The 20889-nt window shown below is 69.6% G+C and carries 15 protein-coding genes and 1 pseudogene; 7 read left to right on the forward strand and 9 right to left on the reverse strand.

Annotated elements, in window-relative coordinates; genetic code table 11:
• Nucleotides 1-63: 63 nt before the first annotated feature.
• Together KUM49_RS46900 and KUM49_RS46905 are read right to left on the reverse strand one after the other, a co-directional pair.
• Complete coding sequence (locus KUM49_RS46900) at nucleotides 64-1638, reverse strand: sodium:solute symporter family protein (protein WP_217243125.1); 1575 nt, start codon at nucleotides 1636-1638, stop codon at nucleotides 64-66.
• Nucleotides 1639-1856: 218 nt separating this feature from the next.
• Complete coding sequence (locus KUM49_RS46905) at nucleotides 1857-2642, reverse strand: SDR family oxidoreductase (RefSeq protein WP_217243126.1); 786 nt, start codon at nucleotides 2640-2642, stop codon at nucleotides 1857-1859.
• Nucleotides 2643-2757: 115 nt separating this feature from the next.
• Here KUM49_RS46905 and KUM49_RS46910 point away from each other — a divergent pair, with 115 nt between their 5' ends.
• Entirely contained in the window at nucleotides 2758-3597 is an 840-nt protein-coding gene (locus tag KUM49_RS46910) for a hypothetical protein (protein ID WP_217243127.1), read from the forward strand.
• A 99-nt stretch (nucleotides 3598-3696) separates the two neighbouring features.
• Here the strand turns inward: KUM49_RS46910 and KUM49_RS46915 are convergent, their stop codons facing one another.
• Nucleotides 3697-5568: an MFS transporter gene (locus tag KUM49_RS46915; RefSeq protein WP_217243128.1), complete on the reverse strand. Its 1872-nt coding sequence runs from the start codon at nucleotides 5566-5568 to the stop codon at nucleotides 3697-3699.
• Between the two features lie 149 nt (nucleotides 5569-5717).
• The gene (locus KUM49_RS46920; protein ID WP_217243129.1) at nucleotides 5718-8339 is read right to left on the reverse strand and encodes a D-alanyl-D-alanine carboxypeptidase; all 2622 of its coding nucleotides are present in this window, start codon (nucleotides 8337-8339) and stop codon (nucleotides 5718-5720) included.
• Nucleotides 8340-8581: 242 nt separating this feature from the next.
• Here KUM49_RS46920 and KUM49_RS46925 point away from each other — a divergent pair, with 242 nt between their 5' ends.
• The 3 genes from KUM49_RS46925 to KUM49_RS46935 all read left to right on the forward strand — a co-directional run bounded on the left by KUM49_RS46925 (nucleotide 8582) and on the right by KUM49_RS46935 (nucleotide 10911).
• The gene (locus KUM49_RS46925) at nucleotides 8582-9340 is read left to right on the forward strand and encodes a GPP34 family phosphoprotein (RefSeq protein ID WP_217243130.1); all 759 of its coding nucleotides are present in this window, start codon (nucleotides 8582-8584) and stop codon (nucleotides 9338-9340) included.
• 311 nt (nucleotides 9341-9651) lie between these two features.
• Nucleotides 9652-10509 (forward strand): helix-turn-helix transcriptional regulator, encoded by an 858-nt coding sequence (locus KUM49_RS46930; protein WP_217243131.1) that lies wholly within the window; start codon nucleotides 9652-9654, stop codon nucleotides 10507-10509.
• A gap of 210 nt (nucleotides 10510-10719) precedes the next feature.
• Nucleotides 10720-10911: a DUF397 domain-containing protein gene (locus tag KUM49_RS46935; RefSeq protein ID WP_217243132.1), complete on the forward strand. Its 192-nt coding sequence runs from the start codon at nucleotides 10720-10722 to the stop codon at nucleotides 10909-10911.
• A 132-nt stretch (nucleotides 10912-11043) separates the two neighbouring features.
• Here KUM49_RS46935 and KUM49_RS46940 read toward each other — a convergent pair whose 3' ends face one another.
• Together KUM49_RS46940 and KUM49_RS46945 are read right to left on the reverse strand one after the other, a co-directional pair.
• Nucleotides 11044-11892, reverse strand: coding sequence for a MerR family transcriptional regulator (locus KUM49_RS46940; RefSeq protein ID WP_217243133.1), 849 nt, complete (start codon nucleotides 11890-11892; stop codon nucleotides 11044-11046).
• A gap of 131 nt (nucleotides 11893-12023) precedes the next feature.
• Nucleotides 12024-12536, reverse strand: coding sequence for a glutathione peroxidase (locus tag KUM49_RS46945; protein ID WP_217243134.1), 513 nt, complete (start codon nucleotides 12534-12536; stop codon nucleotides 12024-12026).
• 204 nt (nucleotides 12537-12740) lie between these two features.
• On the opposite strand from KUM49_RS46945, the gene KUM49_RS46950 reads away from it, so the two are divergent.
• Both KUM49_RS46950 and KUM49_RS46955 read left to right on the forward strand, forming a co-directional pair.
• Nucleotides 12741-13877 carry a GNAT family N-acetyltransferase gene (locus tag KUM49_RS46950; protein WP_217243135.1) on the forward strand — a complete coding sequence of 379 codons (1137 nt, stop codon included), beginning with the start codon at nucleotides 12741-12743 and terminating at the stop codon, nucleotides 13875-13877.
• Between the two features lie 171 nt (nucleotides 13878-14048).
• On the forward strand, nucleotides 14049-15287 hold the full coding sequence (locus tag KUM49_RS46955; RefSeq protein ID WP_217243136.1) for a DegT/DnrJ/EryC1/StrS family aminotransferase: 1239 nt from the start codon (nucleotides 14049-14051) through the stop codon (nucleotides 15285-15287).
• Between the two features lie 239 nt (nucleotides 15288-15526).
• Here KUM49_RS46955 and KUM49_RS46960 read toward each other — a convergent pair.
• The 3 genes and pseudogenes from KUM49_RS46960 to KUM49_RS46970 form a co-directional block, all read right to left on the reverse strand.
• A pseudogene (locus tag KUM49_RS46960) lies at nucleotides 15527-16615 on the reverse strand (IS200/IS605 family accessory protein TnpB-related protein); the annotation flags it as partial.
• Between the two features lie 122 nt (nucleotides 16616-16737).
• On the reverse strand, nucleotides 16738-17721 hold the full coding sequence (locus KUM49_RS46965; protein ID WP_217243137.1) for a polysaccharide deacetylase family protein: 984 nt from the start codon (nucleotides 17719-17721) through the stop codon (nucleotides 16738-16740).
• Nucleotides 17722-17779: 58 nt separating this feature from the next.
• Nucleotides 17780-18781 (reverse strand): glycoside hydrolase family 11 protein, encoded by a 1002-nt coding sequence (locus KUM49_RS46970; RefSeq protein ID WP_217243138.1) that lies wholly within the window; start codon nucleotides 18779-18781, stop codon nucleotides 17780-17782.
• A gap of 645 nt (nucleotides 18782-19426) precedes the next feature.
• Here KUM49_RS46970 and KUM49_RS46975 point away from each other — a divergent pair.
• The gene (locus tag KUM49_RS46975; RefSeq protein WP_217243139.1) at nucleotides 19427-20743 is read left to right on the forward strand and encodes a phosphatase PAP2 family protein; all 1317 of its coding nucleotides are present in this window, start codon (nucleotides 19427-19429) and stop codon (nucleotides 20741-20743) included.
• The last annotated feature ends 146 nt before the right edge of the window (nucleotides 20744-20889 follow it).

The following is a 20889-nucleotide window of genomic DNA, read 5'->3' on the forward strand; positions in this document are numbered from 1 at the left end:
GCTGCCGAGCCGTCCGGCCGCCGAGCCGCTTGGCCGCGCCCAGCGACCCGGCCCGTCTCGCCGTCAGTCCTTCACCGGCGTTCGCACCGCGTCCTCCACGCCGTCCGCCGGTGTCGGGATCGCGGCCGCCGCGGCTCCGTCCCCGTCCGTGTTGATCGTCTCGATGATCGCGAGGCGTTCCGGGGTGTCCTCCGGCTTGAGGAAGCCGACGAGGATGTACAGGACCAGGGAGACGGCCAGCGGGATCGACACCTGGTACTGGAGCGGGACACCGCCGTCGACGTTCCAGTTGATCGGGTAGTTGACCAGCCAGAAGGCGAACAGGCCCATGGACCAGCTGGTGAGCGCGGCCGTAGGGCCCGAGCGGCGGAACGGTCGGAGCAGGCCGAGCATCATCGGGATGGCCATCGGGCCCATCAGGCCTGCGACCCACTTGATGACGACCGTGATGATGTCCTTGAAGGCGGGGGAGTTGACCTGGGTGGCCGCCGCCATCGACAGACCGAGGAAGACGACCGTCGCGAGCCGCGCCGCGATCAGCCCCGAGCGCTGGCTCCAGGTCCGGGCCCGCGTCGAGATCACAGGTGCCACGTCCCGGGTGAAGACGGCGGCGATCGCGTTGGCGTCGGAGGAGCACATGGCCATGGTGTGGGAGAAGAAGCCGACGATGACCAGGCCCAACAGGCCGTGCGGGAGGAGCTGTTCGGTCATCAGACCGTAGGAGTCGGAGCCGTCCGGCTTCTGGGACTCCACCAGCAGCGGCGACATCCACATGGGGTAGAAGAGGACCAGGGGCCAGACCAGCCAGAGAACCGCCGACAGCCTCGCCGAGCGCTCGGCCTCGCGGGGACTGGACGTGGCCATGTAGCGCTGGGCCTGGTTGAGCATGCCGCCGTTGTACTCGAAGAGCTTGATGAAGAGGAAGGCCAGCAGGAACACCGCGCCGTAGTCGGCGACCAGCGGCTTCTCGTGGCCCTGGAGGGCCGGCTGGTCCCAGGCGTCGATGAATCCGATGTTCCTGTCACCGAGTTCCATGACCACGGCGACGAACATCGCGACACCGGCGAGGAGTTGGATGACGAACTGGCCCAGCTCGGTCAGCGCGTCCGCCCACAGGCCGCCGATCGTGCAGTAGACCGCCGTGATGGTGCCGGTGATGAGGATGCCCTGGTTCAGCGAGATACCGGTGAAGACCGACAGCAGGGTCGCGATCGCGGCCCACTTCGCGCCGACGTCCACGATCTTCAGCAGCATGCCGGACCAGGCCAGGGCCTGCTGGGTCTTCAGGTCGTACCGGTTCTTCAAGTACTCCAGCGGGGAGGCCACATGGAGCCGTGAACGCAGTCGGTTGATGCGCGGGGCGAACAGCTTCGAGCCGATGGCGATGCCGAGCGCGATCGGGAACGACCATGTCACGAACGACGTCACGCCGTAGGTGTAGGCGATGCCCGCGTACCCGGTGAACATCACCGCGCTGTAGCCCGACATGTGGTGGGAGATGCCGGACAGCCACCACGGCATCTTGCCGCCGGCCGTGAAGAAGTCGCTGACGTTGTCGACCCGCTTGTGCGACCAGATGCCGATCGCGACCATCACGCCGAAGTAGCCGATGAGCACGGCCCAGTCGAGACTGTTCATGTGCCCCCTTCCAGGGTCCGCCTTGTGAACTCCGCCCAACTGGTTGGCACTTCGCCCGGGCGGGGTAGGGGCGAGACAGGCCGCGAAGTGCCCGCTCATCGTGGGTGGGTCGACGCGGGCACGACAAGCGAGCGTAAGGTCAAGAGGGAGTAAAAAAGTTCTGGGAGCTGACCCTAGTTCATGTTCATGAACACCGCCAAGGTGGCCGAAAGAGGACCTCAGCGCATCAGCTCCCCCGCGTTGACCAGCAGTGACTGCCCCGTGATCGCCCGCGCCCGGTCCGAGGCCAGGAACACCGCCGCGTCCGCCACGTCCGCGTCCGAGGCGAGCTCGGGCAGCGCCATCCGGCCACTGAGCCGCTCCAGCACCTCGGCCTCGGGCACGCCCTCGGTCTGTGCCGTGAACCGCACGTACGCCCGCACCGGCGGCCCCCACATCCAGCCCGGCAGCACCGTGTTGACCCGGATGCGGTACGGCCCGAGCTCCCGCGCCAGCGAGTACATCGCGCTCGTCAGTGCCCCCTTCGACGCCGCGTACGCCGCCTGCCGCACCTGCGACGGAGCCGCCACCGCCGACTGCGTACCGATGAACACCACCGCACCGCCGCCCGTCTTCAGCCCCGGCAGACACGCCCGCGTCATCCGCAGCGACCCCAGCAGGTTCACGTCGATCACCGACTGCCAGGTGGTGAAGTCGGCGTCCTCGAGGCCGCCGAAGCAGCTGTCCCACGCGGCGACATGGACCACGGCGTCGATCCGCCCGAACCGCTCCACCCCCAGCCGGACCAGCGCCTCGCACTGCGCCTCGTCCGTGATGTCCGTCGCCCGGTACGCCGTGTGCGCCCCGTCGGGATCGATCTCGGCCGCGCTCTTGGCGAGGTTCGCCTCCGTCCGCGCGCCGAGCACCGCGTTCCCGCCGTCCCGTACGACGGCCGCCGCGACCTGATGGCCGAGACCGGCCCCGACGCCCGACACGACGACGGTCTTGCCCGAGAGCAGTGACATCGATGGCCTCCCTGTTCACCAGGCGGTTCACCCGGACCCTGGCGGATTACCTGACGGAGCGTCAGAGTATGGGCGACCGCAGGAGGACGGAAGGGAAGACGGAAGAGGAGTGCCCATGTCCGAAGACACCCGCAGCGAGACCTACGCCGACCTGGCCGCCGTAGGCCCGTACGGAGTCCGCCCCGGCCACGCGCTGATCACCATGGTCGAACCCCACCCGGGCCACGAGTACGCCTACAACCGCTGGTACGAGGACGACCACTACTACGCCGGCGCGATGGCCATGCCCTGGATGTACGCGGGCCGCCGCTGGGTGGCGACCCGGGACCTGCAACTCCTGCGCCGCCCCGGGAAGTCGGCGATCGCCGAGCCGGTCACCGCCGGCTGCTACCTCTCGACGTACTGGATCACCGACGGCCGCTACGACGACCACATGCGCTGGACCGTCGGCATCAACAAGCGCCTCAACCGCGACGGCCGCGTCTACCGCGACCGCACCCACGTCTTCACCGCGTTCCAGGACCACGAGGCGACCGTCTACCGGGACGGAGCGGCGGGGCCGAGGGACTTCCATGCCCTCGACCACCCCTACGCCGGCCTGGTCCTCCAGGTCGTCGACACCGAGTCCGCCGAGCAGCGGGCCGAACTGCTGGAGTGGCTGGTCTCCCGGCACCTCCCGAAGCGGGTCACGGGCTCCCCGACGGCCCTCGTGACGGTCTTCCGGCCGACCCCGCTCCCCGGCGACCGCATGTCCTACGTCAAGCAGGTCGAGGGCGTGGACACCCGCCTGACCCTGCTGTGGTTCCTGGAGGCGGACCCGAGGGAGTGCTGGGAGCCCTACTTCGACGGGGTGGAGGAGGCGGTGGGGGAGTCGGGGCTGGGCCGGGTGGAGCTGCTGGCGCCGTTCATCCCGACACTCCCGGGCACGGACAAGTACGTGGACCACCTGCGCTGACCTCGAGGTCCACTTCTCATCCGACCGAGACGGGTGGGCCGGGTGGGCAAAACGGGGGCCTGGGGCGGAGCCCCCAGCGGCGCCCACCCCGACCCACGGTCACTTCAACTCGTCAGGGCACGGAGTCCCCCGCGGCACCGTATAAGGGGCGGCCAGCCGATACTCCCCCGCCCGCGGAGCGATCAGCATCGTCCACTTGTCGCCCTCCGCGTCCTCCTCCGTCTCCATCAGGCAGCCGTTGACGTTGTCGTACGTCTTCGGCGTGCCGTCGGCCCGGTCCTTGGAGGCGTCCGTCTCCTGCGGCGGCTTCAGCTTGTTGCCCTCGGCGTCGACGATGCTCAGCCACGGCGAGTACGGGATACGGATGAGGATCCGGCCCGCCTTCCTCACCCGCATGGTCATCTCGCCCTGCGCGGCCCGTTCGACGACCGCGTTCGGCTCGGCGAGCGGGGCCGGGTCGGTCACCCGGAACAGCTGCCAGTTGGCGTCGCCCCAGATCTGCTTCAGATACGGCATGCCCCGCTGGACCAGCTCCCGCTCCCGCTCGCCGCCGTCGCCGTCCGGCTCGTCCTTCGGCAGCACCACGAAGTGCACGGCCCAGCGCCCCAGCCACTCGTGGTAGTTCGCCGAGTTGAGCGTGTCGTCGTAGAAGAGGGGGTTGCGCTCCATGTCGGCCTGGCGGTTCCAGCCGCGGGCCAGGTTGACGTACGGCGCGAGCGCGGAGGCCTCGCGGTGCGAGCGGGCCGGAACGACCTCGACGCGGCCCTTCTCGGCGCCGACCTCCTGGAGTTCGTTGACGAGCGGCGCCAGCTCACGCGCCCAGGACGCCGTGGGGGTCGTATGGACGACGTCGTCGACCGACTTGAAACCGATCCACCCGGTGAAGCCGACGAAGGCCAGCACGATCGCGTACCACTTGCGGCTGCGCGGCACCGCGAACGGCAGTGCGGCCGCCAGCGCCACCCCCGCGAACAGCATCGCCAGACGCGAGATGTTGGAGCCGATCTGCGAGCTGACCAGCCACACCAGGACGATCGCGAGGGCGTACACCCCGGACGTGATCCGGACCGTCTTCCACTCGCGCGGGACGAGGAAGAGCACGAGGAGCGCGTACAGCAGCGGCAGTATCACCGAGCCGATCTTCATCGGCTGGGTGCCGGAGAAGGGGAACAGCCAGGCGGACACCGCGACGACCGCCGAGGGCGCGAGGCCCAGCGCCCAGGCACCCGGCCGGCGCTTCTGCAGGAACAGCGCCGCCGCCACGAGCCCCACGAACAGGCCGGCCACCGGCGACGACATGGTCGCGAGCGCGGCCAGCGGGGCCGCGGACAGGGCCTTCGCCCACCGCTTGTAGCGCCAGCGGTACGGCCAGCAGAACACGACGGCGACCGCGCCCAGCGCGAACATCGTGCCCAGACCGAACGTCACCCGGCCCGACGCCGCGTTGCACAGGAACGCGAACACGCCCGCGAGCGACGCCCACAGCGGGTTCTTCACCGAGCGGCTGCGGATGAGGACCATCGTCAGCAGCCCGGCCGAGATCGTGCCCGCGATCATCATCGTCGTACGGACACCGAGGACCGACATCAGATACGGCGACACCACGCTGTACGACACCGGATGCATGCCGCCGTACCAGGCCAGGTTGTACGCCGAGTCGGGATGCCGGCCGACGAACTCCGCCCACGCGTCCTGCGCAGCGAGGTCGCCGCCGCTGTTTGCGAACGTGAAGAACCAGACGATGTGCAGCACGCCGGCGAGGGCGGTGACGGAGAGGGCGGGGCGCCGCAGAAGACGCTCGCGGAGGGCGAGAAAGGCGTCCCTGGATCTGGCTCGGAAGCCGGATCCGCCCGAGGAGGGCCTACGGCCGTCCTCGTGATCCTCCGGCTCCGGTGCGGGCACGCGTATTCGCGGGCCGGTTCCCGGACCCGGATCGGTGTCGTCGGCGCGTGTCGGCTCCGCTGTGGCCACCTGAAGGCACTCCCCGTGGTGTCCCGTCTTCTGTTCTCGGCCGCGTCCCGTGAGCGACCTGCCCGATTCGTGACGCTAGCACGCAGTCCCCCGACCGGAACCCGGGCGGGCTCCGGTCGGGGAGGACGCGGCGCGCTTATGGGCCCGGATCAGCCGAGACGCGTCAGCTTGTCCGTGTACCCCGGTTCGACGAGGTCCCGCTGCAGCGCGACCGGCACCTTGACCGCACCGCCCGAGCCGTCACCCACGGTGAGCGTGCCGACCTTGGTGCCGGCCTTCGCGGTGTGCGGTACGTCGTCGGAGGCGAAGGACAGCTTCACCTTGAAGCCGGCCCAGCCGACCGCGGTGACGTCCTTGGTGACGACGACCGGGGTCTGCCCGCCGAGCCCGTCGTCCACGTACCCGACGACGTCGCCCTTCTTCAGGATCTTCGCCGAGGTCATCGCGTCCTGCGCCGCCAGCATCGCGACCCGGCTGACGTCGTTGACGGTCTTGATGATCGGCGCCTTGTGCTGGCCGAGGATCGCGCCCACGAGGGTGACGGTCTCACCGCCGACCTCCTTGCGGGCCGCGAAGAGGAGGTTGCCGCCGGCGGCGGTCGTCGTGCCCGTCTTGATGCCGATGGCACCGTTGTAGGGGACGAGATAGTTGTAGTTGTACCACTTCTGCCCGGACGGATCGATCCACTGGCCCATGGACGTGATCTCCATCAGCGCGGGCATCTTCACCAGCTCGTTTCCGAGCTTCACCTGGTCCTCGGCGGTGGAGACGGTGGTCTCCTTCAGGCCCGAGGCGTCGGTGTACGTGGTGTTCTTCATCCCGAGGTCCTTGGCGGCGTCGTTCATCTTCTTGATGAAGGCCGCCTCGGTGTCCGCGTCCCAACGGGCCAGCAGGCGCGCGACGTTGTTCGCGGACGGGATCATGATGGCCGTGATGGCCTGCCGCAGGGTGAGGTTGTCGCCCTGCTTGATGGTGTTGAGGGTGGACTCGCCGTCCTTGTTGTAGCCGCCCTCCTTCTCGGCGGTGGCGTCGACGGGGATGTTCGGCCCCTCCGCGCCCGACTTCAGCGGGTGGTCCTTCAGCACGACGTACGCGGTCATGGCCTTGGCGACCGACCCGATGGCGACCGGCGTCTGCTTGCCGAAGTCGCCCATCGTGCCGATGCCGTTGACGTCCATCCGGCCTTGGCCCTCGCTCGGCCAGGGCAGGGCGGCCTCGCTGCCCTCGAAGGTGTACGACTCGTCGGCGGTCAGCGTCAGCTCGGGGGCCGGCAGCGGGCGTACGGCCTGCACGATCGCAAACACGACCGCGAGCAGCAGCGCCAGCGGGGTCCAGATCTTGACCCGCCGCACGATCGTACGGACCGGCGTCTCCGGCGGTGGCGGCGTGTTCGTCAGCTCCGCCAGCAGATCCAGCGGCGGCCTCGGCGGCAACGGCTGCTGCGTCGTCCGCTCCGGACCGACCTGCGGCAGCGCGGAGGTGGCATCGGCCGGCGCCGCCTTGCGCGTCGCTGAATCGTCCAACGGCTTCAGCGCGACGAACTTGCTCGTCCGCTCGGCGGGGGGCTCCGGCGCCTTTGGTGCCTCGGAGGCCTCGGCTGACTCCGACGCCTCGGGCTTGGGCTTGGGCTTCCTCGCGGCATCACCGAGCTTCAGCATGGTCGTCGGCTGATCCACGGCGGGCGCGGGGGGCCGTACGGCCTTGAAGACGGCGGTGGGCTGGTCGACGGAGGGCTTGGCGTCCTCGACGTCCTCCGGGGTGTCCGACTCGGGCGTGCCGGTGGTCTCGGCGTCGCCGTCGGCTTCCTCCTCGGCGTCGGAGGAGGGTTCGTCGTCGGATTCGGGCTGTGCCGTGCCGTCGGCCTTCGAGTCGGCGGCCTCGGCTTCCGCGCCGACCTCCGCCTCCGGAGAGTCCGTACCCGCGTCCGCGTCGGTCTCGGCTTCGGCACCGTCCTCGGTGTCGTCGGCGTCCCCGGTGTCGGCCTTCTCGTCCGCCGAGGCCACCCACGCGGCCACGGCGTCGCGGAGCCGGACGTCACCCGCCGCAGGGGCCTCGTCACGGTCGCCGGCGGAGGAATCCCCGGCGTCGGCGTCGGCGTTCTCGGCCTGCGCGTCAGCGGCGTCGGCCTCCGGGGCCTCGGCGTCTTCGGCGTCTTCGGCCCGGGGGGCTGCGGCTTGCGTGCCCTCTCCGGTGTCGGCCTCCGGTGTCCCGGCGTCTTCGGTGCGGGGCTCTTCGGCGTCTTCCGCGGCGTGTGCGGGCTCCGTCGCCTCAGGGTCGGTCGTCGGGGCGGCGGTGTCGGCCTCCGGGGCCTCGGCGTCTTCGGCCCGGGGGGCTGCGGCTTGCGTGCCCTCTCCGGTGTCGGCCTCCGGCTCCGTGGCCTCCGCTGCGTCCGTGTCCGCCTCCGTGGCGGCCTGGGCGGCCGTTCCCGCGCCCTCGGCGCCCGTGTCCCCGGTCTGCGGCTCCGCGGCGTCCTGAGCGGGCTCCTCGGCCCTCTCCGGCTCCTCGGCCGTCTCCGGGGTCTCCTCGGCCGTCTGCGCGTCCGCGGTGAGCTCTCGTACCGAGAACACCCTCGTGGCCGTGTCGACGCCGCCACGGGCCGTGGAGGCGGTGCCGGAGTCCCGGGCGACCGCGAGGCGTGGATCGCGCTTCTCGGGGGGCTCGGGATGCTGGGAGGACTCCGTCCTGGCCTCGGGAACCGGGCCCGCGCTCCCCGACGTCGGTTCTGCCGACGACTCGCGCTTCTTCGACCTGTCGGGGGACTCGCCCGCCACCGATGCCTCCTCCGTGCGCCGCACACGACCGTGTCCGTGCGCCTATCGAACCGTGAACCGCCGCCCGGAACACCGCTCCTGCGCGGTGTCCGAACCATGTACCAGTGTCCTGTGTGTGGGCTTGCCCAAGGCGGTAGACGAGAACGACATACCTACCGGTTCCCTTACAAACAGGTCACGCACCCTCGACAGACCAATGTGAGAGGGGTCACCCTGTCATTCATCCACGCGGGGAGGCATGGATGGGCAGGAGCCGCAGAACAATTCCGGAAGAGCTTCTGTTGCTGGCGCTGGACCCGACCACGGGTACCACTGCACAGCCGCAGTCGCTCGACCTTGGTCTGGCCGGAGCGCAGCTAGTGGAGCTGGCGCTGGCCGGACGGATAGCCCCGGACGGGGATCGTATCGCCGTGGTGTCCCCACGGCCGACTGGAGATCCAACACTGGACTGCGCGTTGGAGTTGCTGCGAAGGCGTGGCGCTCCCGTACGTGCCGTCCACTGGATTGGCGGGCCGCGTCTCGGGCTCCGCCAGACCTACCTCTCGCATCTGGAGCGGTGCGGCATGGTGCATGCCGTGGCGGGACAGATGTGCGGAGTGCTGCCGACGACTCGCTACCAAGCGACGGAAACCGAGATCAGCCGGGAGATCAAAGCCCGACTGGACTCCGCGATCCGCACCGGCGTACCGCCGGACCCGCGGACCGCGGCGCTCGCCGCACTGGCGCACGCGGTCGGCCTCGGCAAGCACCTGTATCCGGGGAACGAGGGACGCTCGTCCCGATCCCGGCTGCGGGACCTGATCAGGCACGACCCCATGGGCGGCCTCGTGGCACACGCCGTGATGGACGTCCAGAACGGTGCGGCGGCCCAGCCGCGCCGCAACCCTCCGGCACCGGCCGGCCGCCAGGCCGCGCCCGGAGCCAGGCCCGCACCGGAACCCGCGCGCGGCGTTCCGATGCAACCGCGCCGAGGTTCGATGGCGCGCGTCGTGGCCCACTGAGCCGCAGTTCCACGACGGGCACCGCGGCAGCACGATCCGCACCACAGGGCACCACGCACCACAGGGCACCACGCACCGCCGAGCGCCGCACCGCAGTCCCCAAGACCGGTACGGGAGCCGCTGTTCCGCGCGGGGTGACGGAACCGTACGTCCGGACGACGACGCGGTTCCGCCGCCCCGCGCGGCCGTGTGTGCGGGAGCTGCGCATATCCACCGTTTCCCAGCGGTAGTAAGCCTCTTGGTGGCAGTCTGCTCAACAGCAGATACGCAAAGTGGCAAGTATGAGGCACGCAGCCGGAGGTGCACGTCCCGTGGCGTCCAATGTCAATCCCACCGTCAGGCGGCGCCGACTGGGCCAGGAGTTGCGCCGCCTGCGCGAACTCAAGGGCATGACGGCCGAGGAAGTCGCCGAGCGACTGCTGGTGTCGCAGTCGAAGATCAGCCGGCTGGAGAACGGCCGGCGCAGCATCAGCCAGCGCGACGTGCGCGACCTGTGCGGGGTGTACGAGGTCGAGGACCAGCGCATCGTCGAGTCGCTGATGCAGATGGCGAAGGACTCGCGGCAGCAGGGCTGGTGGCATGCGTTCGGGGACATCCCGTACAGCGTGTACATCGGTCTGGAGACCGACGCCGAGTCGCTCCGCGTCTACGAACCCCAGATCATCACCGGGCTGTTGCAGACCCGCGCGTATGCCGAGGCCATCATCAGGGGCGGCTCGCCGGAGACGTCGGACACGGAGATCGACAAGCGGGTGCAGGTCCGGATGCGGCGGCAGGATCGTATCGCCGCGGAAGGGGAACCTCTGCGGCTGTGGGTCGTGCTGGACGAGGCGTCGCTGCGCCGGGTCGTCGGGAGCCGCCCGGTGATGCGCGAACAGCTGGAGCACCTCGCCGAGATGTCCCAGCGCCCGCACATCACCGTGCAGATCCTGCCGTTCGAGGTCGGCGCCCACCCCGGCATCAACGGCCAGTACTCGATCCTGGAATTCGCGGACGCGGCCGACTCGAGCGTCGTCTACATCGAGGGCGTGACCAGTGACCTGTACCTGGAGAAGGCCCACGATGTGCAGAAGTACACGGTGATGTACGAGCACTTGAGGGCGCAGGCGCTGAACGTCGACCAGTCGACCCGGCTCATCGAGGACGTGGCCAAGGAGTACGCACGCTGAGCCTTCGCGGCGCCCCGTGAGGGCCCCTCGCGAACGAAAGGCCGCATGTTATACCCCGGCCGGGTCGCACTGGAAGACTCCCCTGGAATATGCCATCCGGAAGAGTGAACGACTGCTCCAGAAGAGGATGTGAGCGAGTAGCGTCGATCACGCCAACGATCAGCAAAGGTTGGCGGAAACCGAACTGCGCAACTGGCTTACGGAGCAAACATGGCAATTCTTCAGGGCGCCACGGACTCGTGGACGAAGTCCTCGTACTCCAACAACAACGGCGCCTGTGTCGAGGTCAAGTCGCCCACCGTCGCGGAGCTGGACGTCCGCGACTCCAAGGTCACCGACGGGCCGACCCTGGCCTTCCCCACCGAGGCATGGAACGCGTTCGTGGCCTCGGTCAAGGCGTAGGGAGCGGGTCTTCCTGATCCTCATTCCCAGCCGAGCGCACGATCGACAACTGCACAAGCACCAATGTAAGAGCCCTCTCGACCAGCCCGCCGTCCTTGCCGAGGGGGCTCGGCTTGTGCCCGGAGGCAGCCCTCAGCGCACCGGGAAAGCCACGTCGCACACCGGGTCCTCGGCGCCCGCCGCGTCCCAGTCGGCGAAATAGACCTCCCGGCACGGCCCGTCGTATTCCAGACCCTCCCGCTTCAGCCACGCCTCCACCGCCTCGAACGCGGCCAGGATCTGCGGATGGGCCACCTGCGCCTTGGAGATCCGCGTGCAGGCGAGCCGCCGGGCCGGTTCCGTCCGGACGCCGAACTCCCGCCCCCGGCCCTGCTCGGCCACCCACGCCCGCGCCGCCGCCTCGTCGGCGACCGGCACACACGACTCGGCCGGGCCGTCGCTCTCCATCGACACCTCGGAGTGGTAGACGACGAACGGCGCCGCCGTCACGCCCCCGCACCGCCGGGCCGCCTCCGTCAGCCGCCCCAGCGACGCGCCGATCCAGGCCGGCAACTCGTCGGCCAGCGTGTGCCGGGTCTCGGTGATCACCACCTGCGCCGGTACCTCCACCGTCTCGACCACGAACTTCCCGTACATCTCGCAGCTCCTCCCCGACAGTCGTCCACGGAGGTACTCGACGAGCGTTCGCTGCCCGGCCACCCGCGCCTCGACGTCCGCCCAGTACGCGGCGAGCCGGTCGGCGCTCTCGGTGCCCGCCGCCTCTACCACCTCGGCGATCCGCGCCAGCGGCATGTCGAGTCGGCGCAGCATCGCCACGAGCCGGGCCCGTTCCACCTGGCTCGCGCGGTAGTAGCGGTAGCCGCTGACCTCGTCGACGTGCGCCGGTGCCAGCAGTCCGAGCCGGTCGTACAGCCGCAGCGCCTTGGCCGAAAGCCGGGCCCGCGCGGCGAACGCGCCGATGGTGAGCAGGTCCTTGTCCACTCCGTCAGCCCCTTTACCGGCGCGCCCCTTCGGCCCACTCGCCCTCCGTCACCGGGCGGCTCCTCCACCCGGTGACGAGGACGCTCGACCCTGCCCCAGGGGCAAGGTCAACCCGACCCCGGGGAAGAACGTCAGCCGGCCAGCTGCGCCTCTATGGCCGCCACGACCTCGGCCGACTCCGGCTCGGTCTGCGGCGAGAAGCGGGCGACCACCTTGCCGTCCCGGCCGATGAGGAACTTCTCGAAGTTCCAGCGGATGTCCCCGCTGTGCCCCTCGGCGTCGGCGAAGCCGACCAGGCGCTCGTACAGCGGGTGCCGGTCCTCCCCGTTCACCTCGACCTTCTCGGTCATCGGGAAGCTCACGCCGTAGGTCGCCGAGCAGAACTCGGCGATCTCCTCGGCGCTGCCGGGCTCCTGTCCGAGGAACTGGTTGCAGGGCACGCCGAGCACGGTGAGGCCGCGCTCCGCGTACTGCGCGTGCAGTCGCTCCAGGCCGGTGTACTGCGGGGTCAGTCCGCACTTGGAGGCCACGTTCACCACGAGCACGGCCCGGCCGGCGTACTGGGCGAGATCCGCGGAGCCGCCCTGGAGGGCGTCGATCCCGACATCGAGGGGGGAAACACCGTTGCTGTCTACAGTCGTCATGCTCGGATGCTAGCTCCGCGAGGTGAGGCCCCGGCGACCGGTGCGGAAGGAACGGCCCGGGCCGCCCCCCACCCGATCCGCACTCATCCGCTACGACCGGCACCCTTGACAGGGTGCGTACTGTTTCGCGACTTTTGATCCTTGGGGCCGGACGCGGTCGACGCGTCATGGGGGAATACAGGGGGGCGGTCGCCCGTGCGAGCCATGAGCAAGATCGAGGCGGACATAACGATCCACAGACCCGAGGAGCTGAGCGCCGAGCTCCGCGGGGCCTGGCACCGGGCGATGGACGAGTCACCCGACTACGCGAACCCTTTCCTGGCACCGGAGTTCGCGGCCGGTGTCGGCACGCACCGCGACGGGGCGGCCCGGGTGGCCGTCCTGCACCAGCACGGGGAGCCGGTCGGCTTCCTGCCGTACGAGCGGGGCGCCTTCGGCGTCGGCCGGGCCATCGGTCTCGGGCTGTCCGACTGCCAGGCCCTCGTGCACCGCCCCGGCGTCACCTGGGACGCCCGGCGACTGCTGCGGGCCTGCGGGCTGTCCGTCCTCGAGTTCGACCACCTCGTCGAGGAGCAGAAGCCCTTCGGTGGCTTCGTCACGGGGATGTTCGCCTCACCGGTCCTCGACCTGAAGGACGGCGGCGACAGCACCTACCCGGAGTGGCTGCGCGCCACGTACCCGGGGCTCGCCAAGACGACGCTGAAGAAGGAACGCCGCCTGGGCCGCGACGTGGGCGAGATGAGGTTCGTCTACGACGAGCGCGACCCGCGCATGCTGCGCCGGCTCATGGAGTGGAAGTCCGCCCAGTACCGCAGAACGGGCCGGATGGACCGGTTCGCGCGCCCGTGGATCGTGGCCCTGGTGGAGCACCTGTTCCAGGTCCGCGAGGAGCACTTCACCGGCATCCTGTCCGTGGTGTACGCCGGGGACCGGCCCGTGGCCGCGCACTTCGGCCCGAGGTCGCGCACCGTGTCCGCGGCCTGGTTCACCGCGTACGACCCCGACTTCCACTACTACTCGCCCGGCCTGCTCATGCACCTGCGGATGGCCGAGGCGGCCGGCCGGGACGGCGTGCGGCTGATGGACATGGGGCGCGGCGACAAGGAGTACAAGGACTGGCTCAAGACCCGTGAACTGCGCGTGGGCGAAGGGTTCGTGACCCGGCCCCACCCGGTCGCGGCGGCACACCGGCTGTGGCGCCGACCGGTACGCGGCCTGCGCAACACGGTCCTGGCCCATCCCACCCTGCGGGAGCCGGCCGACCGCCTGCTGAAGACGGTCGGCACCCTGCGTACGTCGGCCCGTCCGGCGCCGGGCAGGGCGGCACCGCGCGCGCACTGAGCGGACGACCGGTCCGCCCGCTCCTTCTTTCCGCCCCACCGCGTCTCCGGCGACGGTGACGGCGGCTCTGCACACGCGCACTGTCAGGCGCCTTTCCGGGCCCCGCCACGGGCCCTACGGCGACTTCTTCAACGGTCCCTCGCAGGGGCCCCTTCGACGGAAGAGGTGACGATGCCGATGCCGTACGGATCCCGGCTCGCCGCGACGATGACCCGGCGACTGGGACGGGAATGCGTCTACACGCCCTCGGCACGGCTGGCCCTGTACCTGGCGCTTCGTCGCTGGTGCCGGCCGGGCGGACGCGTGCTGATGTCGCCGGTCAACGACGACGTGATCCTCTTCGTCGTCCTGGCGGCCGGGCTGCGCCCAGTGCAGGCCCCGGTGTCGGCCTGGGACGGCAACATCGACCCGTCCGCCGTACCGGAGGCCACCTGGCGGAACCTGGACGCGGTCCTGACCACGAACCTGTACGGGATCCCGGACCGGGTGGGTGAACTGCGCACCCGCTGCGAGGCGTTGGGCATCCCCCTGATCGAGGACGCGGCCCACGCGATCGGCACGCACGTCGACGGACAGCCGATCGGAACGTTCGGCAGGGCGGCGGCCTTCAGCCTCTCCAAGCACGTGGCGGCGATGGCCGGCGGCTTCCTCGCCGTGGAGGACGCGCGCAACCGGCGCGAGATGGAGCTCCTGCGCGACGACCTCCTCGAACCGACCCGTCTGCGCGCCGACCTGGCCGCGGCCCTGCGCCCGCTGGCGCGCTCGGCCGTCCGCACCCTCCATCTGGTCCGGCCTGCATGGCGCACGATGCGGCGCCTGGGCCTCCTCGAACGCGACACCTTCCGCATGGCCCTGCACGCCCCGCGCCTGTCCGCCTCCGCACTCCGGGCGCCGAGCCTGACCGCGTACGAACCCTGGGTCCGCGTCGACCTGCACGACTTCCGCACCCGCCACGGGGCCCTGGTCCGCGGCCAGCTGAGCCTGCGCATGTCCCGCCTCGACACCAACCTCACCCACCGCAGGGCCGGCGTCACCCTCCTGTCCGGCACCGCCTGGGCCTCCCCGGCCCTGCGCGACCGGGCCGCGCACGAGGGCCCCTTCCCCCTCTTCCGCGCGCCTCTCCTGGTCGACGACCGCGACGCCCTGGTGGAACGCCTCGTGAACCACGGCATCGTCTGCGGCTACATCTACGACCCCCCGCTCGACGACTACGCGGGTGCGGAGTTCGTGGAACCGTCCCCCGACCCGGCCCCCGCCCGCTGGTTCGCCTCCCACGTCCTCCCGGCGGACCCCCTCCTCGCCCACCAGGTCACCAGCGCCCTGACCAGGGAACGAGCGACGACGGCCCGACCGCCCATACCGGCCCCGGTCCCCGACACGAGGAAGCCTCCGACGCCGCTGGGGCACTGAGGTCGCTTGGGGCAGTGAGGTCGCGGGCGTGGCGGCACTGTTCACCGGTGGCGGTTCCGCCCTACAGCCCTCTCCCGAACCCACCACGGGTCGGCCGGCAGGCCGCCCCGCGCACCCACGTCCAGCCCTTCCACGACGACCGGCGCGTTCACCACCCAGAGCGGCGCCACCCTGCGCGGCGCGCACCTCGCCTACACCACGTACGGCGAGCTCAACGCGGACAAGTCCAACGTCATCGTCTACCGTTCCCAATCAGTGAGCAGGAGTGAGTCTTGGACCCAAACCTGGTCACTGCGGACACCCCGAACGTTTGGATGTCCTGGTCGCCCGCGTACTCGCCGCGTCCGGCGGCACGGATCGTGTCCGTGGTCCGGGGATGCTGGGGCGGGGCTCCTCACGCCCAGGAGCACCTAATCCGGCCTGGGCGGTCCGATGCCCGTGCACATCGCTCTGGTGTGCACGGGGCCGTGTCGTCCGTCGCCGGATCGGGTGTCCCTGGGCGCGTCGTCCGATCGCCACGGCGGCTGCGTCGTGGCGGGTGGTGGTGAGGGGTTTCTGCCAGTGCTGGGCGCCCCAGCGGCTGGTGTAGGCCGGGGCGACGGCGATGACCGCGATCCGGGTCCGGTCGGTCATCGACGCCAGCCGGGTGCGGAGTTTGCCGGTGGGCATGCCGGAGATCAGCTGGCGGAAGCGTTTGCGGCGGCCGTGTTTCTCCCGGGTCTTGTCCGCGGCGAAGTCCAGGTCCTCGACCGCGATCGCCTTGACGCCGCAGACTCTGGCCCAGTGCAGGAGGCGGGTGAGGGCGTGGCGGACCTGGGCGTCACGGTGGGGCGCGGTGCCGGTGAGGTCGTAGAAGAAGCGGCGCGGGCTGCCGGTCGGGTTGCCGTGGGCGTCCAGGTGCCAGGCGGCCAGGTGGTCGGCGTTCATGTCGATACCGATCACTCCGTGCGTGAGCGCGGCCTCCAACGGGAGCGTGGGGTGGGGGGGATCTGCCAGGAGGCCGTCACATACCAGCGGTCCCGGCCGGTGTCGTAGCGGATGTGGCAGGCGATGGCCCGGTCGGCCGTGACGCGGTCGGTCCACTTGGTACCCCTGGTGCGCGAACGTGACCCGGCAGGCGAAGACGTAGCGTGCGGGGTATTGGCCAGCTGGGTGAGCGGTGCGGGGAGTTTGATGCTCACCTCGCCGCCGGGGCTGTTGCGGATGGTCTCGTTGCCGTAGCGCTTGCCGGACTCGCCGTCCGCCTGGCAGAACCAGCGCTCCGCCTCCCAGCGCCGGCGCCACGCGGACTCGGTCAGCTGGGCGGCGTCCAGGTGGTGCCGGGTGCGACAGCAGCTCCAAACCCCTTCGGCGAGCGAGGCACTGGCCTGGCCCTCGTGGTTCTCACAGCGGTGGCGCGGCGGCCGTGGGCCACCGCGCCACACGTGCGGTGTTTCGACGCATGCGCTGATCAGGTGGTGCCGCAGGAGACCGTGGGCCAGGTCCAGTTGCCGTTGGGCTGGATGGTGACGCCGAAGGTGTTGCCGCTGCCGTTGGGTTTGGCGGTCAGCACCTGGGCGCTGGGGTAGCTGGCGCTGGTGTTCCAGGTGGAGAGGATCTTCGCGGGGGAGGGGACGTTCATGGTCACGGTCCAGTTGCTGGAGCCGGAGACGGCGACGTTGAGGTTGTAGCGGTCGCTCCACTGCTGTCCGGCGGACAGGGTCGCGGTGCATCCGCTTCCGCTGCCGCCACCGCCGGTGCCTCCGCCGTCGGGGGCCACGGCACGGCCGGTCCGCGGCGAGATCATGCCGGCGCACAGGCCGCGACCGGCCAGCCCCTGGGCGATACGCGGGATCGCGGCGAGCGTGTTGGCGGACCAGTCGTGCATGAGCATGATCTGGCCGTTGGTGAGCCGGCCGGCGGCCTGCACGATCGCGTCGGTACTGGCGCCGTTCCAGTCCTGCGAGTCGACGTCCCAGATGATCTCGGTCAGGCCGTACTTGGCCTCGACCGCCCTCACCGTCGAGTTGGTCTCGCCGTACGGCGGCCGGAACAGCTTCGGGGTGCCGCCGCCCGCACCCGCGATGGCCTGCTGGGTCCGGGAGATCTCCGAGTCGATCTGTGCCTGGCTGAGCTGGGTCAGGTGAGGGTGGCTGTAGCTGTGGTTGCCGACCCACATTCCGGCGTCCACCTGGGCCCGCACCTGGGACGGGTTGGCGGCGGCGTAACTGCCCTGGTTGAACATCGTGGCCCGCAGCCCGTTCTGCTTGAGCGCGTTGAGCAGGCTCGGTGTGCTGCCGGACGGGCCGTCGTCGAAGGTGAGCCCGACGTACCCGTTGCAGACGGCGGCCTGCGCCGGGGCGGCGCTGACAGTGAGGGCACTTGCGGCGGCCGTCGCGATGACGGTGAGTGTCGTGACGAGGGAGCGTAACGAGAGATGCGGTCCGGCTCTCATGGGGAGTGGTCCTCCAGCCTCGGTGGTGGGGGGTCCGGTGGTCAGGGGGCCCGGTGGGTCAGCTCGGAGTGCAGGAGACCGTGGGCCAGGTCCAGTTGCCGTTGGGCTGGATGGTGACGCCGAAGGTGTTGCCGCTGCCGTTGGGTTTGGCGGTCAGCACCTGGGCGCTGGGGTAGCTGGCGCTGGTGTTCCAGGTGGAGAGGATCTTCGCGGGGGAGGGGACGTTCATGGTCACGGTCCAGTTGCTGGAGCCGGAGACGGCGACGTTGAGGTTGTAGCGGTCGCTCCACTGCTGTCCGGCGGAGAGGGTCGCGGTGCATCCGCTCCCACTGCCGCCACCGCCGGTGGTACCGCCCACGGTGATGTTGGAGCTCCCGCTGCTCTGGTATCCCTCGGTCGCGAGGATCATGTAGTAGTTGAAGCTGCCGAGGGTCATACCGGCGCGGGCCCAGGCGTCGAAGTGGTTGCCGGTGGTGATGGTGCCACCCGTCCGCTTCGCCTGCCGGACGCTCCAGTACTGGTCGAAGGTCCGAGTGCCTTCGACGGAGGGGGCGTTGTACCGCGTCGTCTTGTAGATGTCGTACGTACCGCCGTCGCTGGTGACGGTGCCCATGTGCGTCCCGGTGGGCCGGTAGGTGCCCCAGTTGTCGACGATGTAGTACTCGACGAGCGGGTTCGACGTCCAGCCGTAGAGAGTCAGGTACGCGTTGCCGGACGGGTTGAAGGTGCCGGAGTAGGTCACACTCCTGCGCCCGCCGGTGCTCCAGCCCTTGCCGGCGACGAAGTTCCCGGTGTTGCTCCAGGAGGTGCTGTAGTTGCCCCCGGAGCCCAGGTTCATGGAGACCGTGCCGGGGGCGTCGGTCCAGAACGAGTAGTAGTAGCCGTTGTTCGTGCCGGTCTGGTTCGTGTTGACGACCGTGTCGGCGTGAGCGGTTCCGGGCATGGTCAGCGCGGCCACGGCGACCATCGCTATGGCGCAGGCGCTGCTGATGAGAAGCCGTAAGCGGCCGTTTCTGCGGGTGCTCAAGGGCGCGTTCGAGGGTGCGGGTGCGTCGTTCATGTGCGTGTTTCCTCCTCGTCCTCGTAAGGCCGGTGGGGATCAGGCAACGGGACACGACCCGGACAATGTCTGGGCCCTGTCAACGGCGAACAGTGTTGGTCTGGGCACATCAACTGTCAACTATTTCGGCAATGATCACGAAACATTCGGTGGTGGCAGGTCGTCGCAGAAGGCGAGTATTACCTGCTCATCTGTGGTGGGGGAGAGGCCTCGTGATGATCGACCACCGAAAGACCCAGCGCGTACGACCAACGCACGAGGATCTCTTGTCGAAAATTTCGAACATCTTCCGGATCGGCGGGGAGCCCTTCCGTCGGTGCTGCTGTCGGGCGCTCTCGCCGGGGCTCCCCGCTTGCACCGCTGGTTGCGGCACGGCGCCGCTCTACCGCAGGATGCCGACGGGAAACACCGACAGCGAGGTGGAACCCGGACGGCAGTCCTTCCGTCTTCCCTCGACGGGCGGACTGCTTTTTACGAAGGAGAAAGTGACGAGAACCGAAAGGCGGCGAGCGAAACCCACCCTGACCTAACCAAAACTAGAAAATCGGCCGGAAATTGAGACATATAACATCGAAGACTTCTGCGCGAATAAGACCCGGAATCGCGTCGTCCGTGTGGCGTCAACCACGGGCGGGACTCTGGACCGTGGTGGGTGTCACGGCCCTCGGATTCCTCATCGCGCTGGAGGTCGCCGCACGTCACTACGGTCTGCCGGGGCCGATGACCTGCCAGGTGCAAGAGGTGATATTCCCTCCCAAGTCAGGCTTCCTGCTGTACGCCGGCATGGCCTTGATGATGGTGGTGCTGACCTGGCGGCAGCGGTTCATCGCGTTCGGTGTCGCGGTCGGTATCGACGTCGTTTTTCTGGTGGTCCGTTGGGTGGCCGGCGCCAAGATGACCGAAGGTCACCCCTTCGGCAACGGCGCATTGTGGGTGATTCTGGGCTACGCGGTCATCGCCCTCACTCGTCGTACCGGCCAGGAACGTGTCCTGCTGCTGAAGGGCGTCGGGCTGGCCCTACTGCTGGTGGCCGGCCGCAAGACCGGCGACACCTGGCTGCTCATCACCTCCAAGACGCGCCCAGTGGTGCTCGACCAGTACCTGGCCACCGCTGATCACGCGCTGGGCAACCCGTCGTGGCTGGTAGGCCGGCTGGTCACGGCGACCGGTCCGATCGGCTTCAACATTCTCGACATCGTCTACGGCCAGCTCGCGGTGGCCGCGGTGATCGTCGCGCTCTACCAACTGCGTAACGTGGCGGTCGAGCGCCGCTTCCCGGGCCATCATCTGGTGCGCACCTTTCTGGTGATCGGCCTCCTCGGGCCCGCCATCTACATGATCTTCCCGGTGGTCGGACCGATCTTCGCGTACGGCACCGGCGCCGAGCACTGGGCGACGGTCAGCCTGTGGGCGGAAACGCCGCCCACCGAGCAGTGGGCGGTGGCCGACCTGTGGCCGAACACGCCGCCGCCGATCGGTACCCCGCAGCCCATGCCGTTCGACGGGATCACCCCACGGAACTGCATGCCCAGCCTGCACACCGCATGGGCCACCGCGATCTTCATTCATTCCCGTAGGGGCCCACGAACCCTGCGATGTGCAGGAACGTTCTGGCTGATAGCCACGCTCACCGCGACGCTGGGATTCGGCTGGCACTACGGCGTGGATCTCATCGCCGGCGTGGTGTTCACGCTCACCATCGAGGCAGCTCTGCGCTCGCACGACCGCGGCTGGGACCGATCGGGAATCCAGCTGGTCGCATACGGCGCGACCGTCTTCGCGGCACTCCTGCTGGCTTATCGCTATCTGCCGTTGGAGATGGCCAGGTATCCGTGGGTGGCCGGACCACTTCTCATGCTGGCGATGGCCTCAGTGATCTACGGCTATGTGAAAACCACCGCACTGTGGGAATCGGGCACCGCGCCGACGCGGCAGGCGGAACCGCAGCCCGAACTGGTCTGAGAGGAGCGGCGCACTGCGGCGTCGCGGCCCGGCGTCCGATCGGACGCCGGGCGCCCGATAGACCTCTGGTGCGAGACCGAAAACGATCTCCCCACACCTTTCTGTAACCGTTCCTGTTCGTACCGTTGACACTCAGCACTCGTCCC

Source organism: Streptomyces sp. AC555_RSS877, from assembly GCF_019049245.1.
In the GTDB taxonomy this organism is placed as follows: domain Bacteria; phylum Actinomycetota; class Actinomycetes; order Streptomycetales; family Streptomycetaceae; genus Streptomyces.

Coding starts and splice junctions, on each gene's coding strand:
- KUM49_RS46900 (WP_217243125.1), bottom strand. CDS start 1,638: ATGAACAGTCTCGACTGGGCCGTGCTCATCGGCTACTTCGGCGTGATG.
- KUM49_RS46905 (WP_217243126.1), bottom strand. CDS start 2,642: ATGTCACTGCTCTCGGGCAAGACCGTCGTCGTGTCGGGCGTCGGGGCC.
- KUM49_RS46910 (WP_217243127.1), top strand. CDS start 2,758: ATGTCCGAAGACACCCGCAGCGAGACCTACGCCGACCTGGCCGCCGTA.
- KUM49_RS46925 (WP_217243130.1), top strand. CDS start 8,582: ATGGGCAGGAGCCGCAGAACAATTCCGGAAGAGCTTCTGTTGCTGGCG.
- KUM49_RS46935 (WP_217243132.1), top strand. CDS start 10,720: ATGGCAATTCTTCAGGGCGCCACGGACTCGTGGACGAAGTCCTCGTAC.
- KUM49_RS46945 (WP_217243134.1), bottom strand. CDS start 12,536: ATGACGACTGTAGACAGCAACGGTGTTTCCCCCCTCGATGTCGGGATC.
- KUM49_RS46950 (WP_217243135.1), top strand. CDS start 12,741: ATGAGCAAGATCGAGGCGGACATAACGATCCACAGACCCGAGGAGCTG.
- KUM49_RS46955 (WP_217243136.1), top strand. CDS start 14,049: ATGCCGATGCCGTACGGATCCCGGCTCGCCGCGACGATGACCCGGCGA.
- KUM49_RS46965 (WP_217243137.1), bottom strand. CDS start 17,721: ATGAGAGCCGGACCGCATCTCTCGTTACGCTCCCTCGTCACGACACTC.
- KUM49_RS46970 (WP_217243138.1), bottom strand. CDS start 18,781: ATGAACGACGCACCCGCACCCTCGAACGCGCCCTTGAGCACCCGCAGA.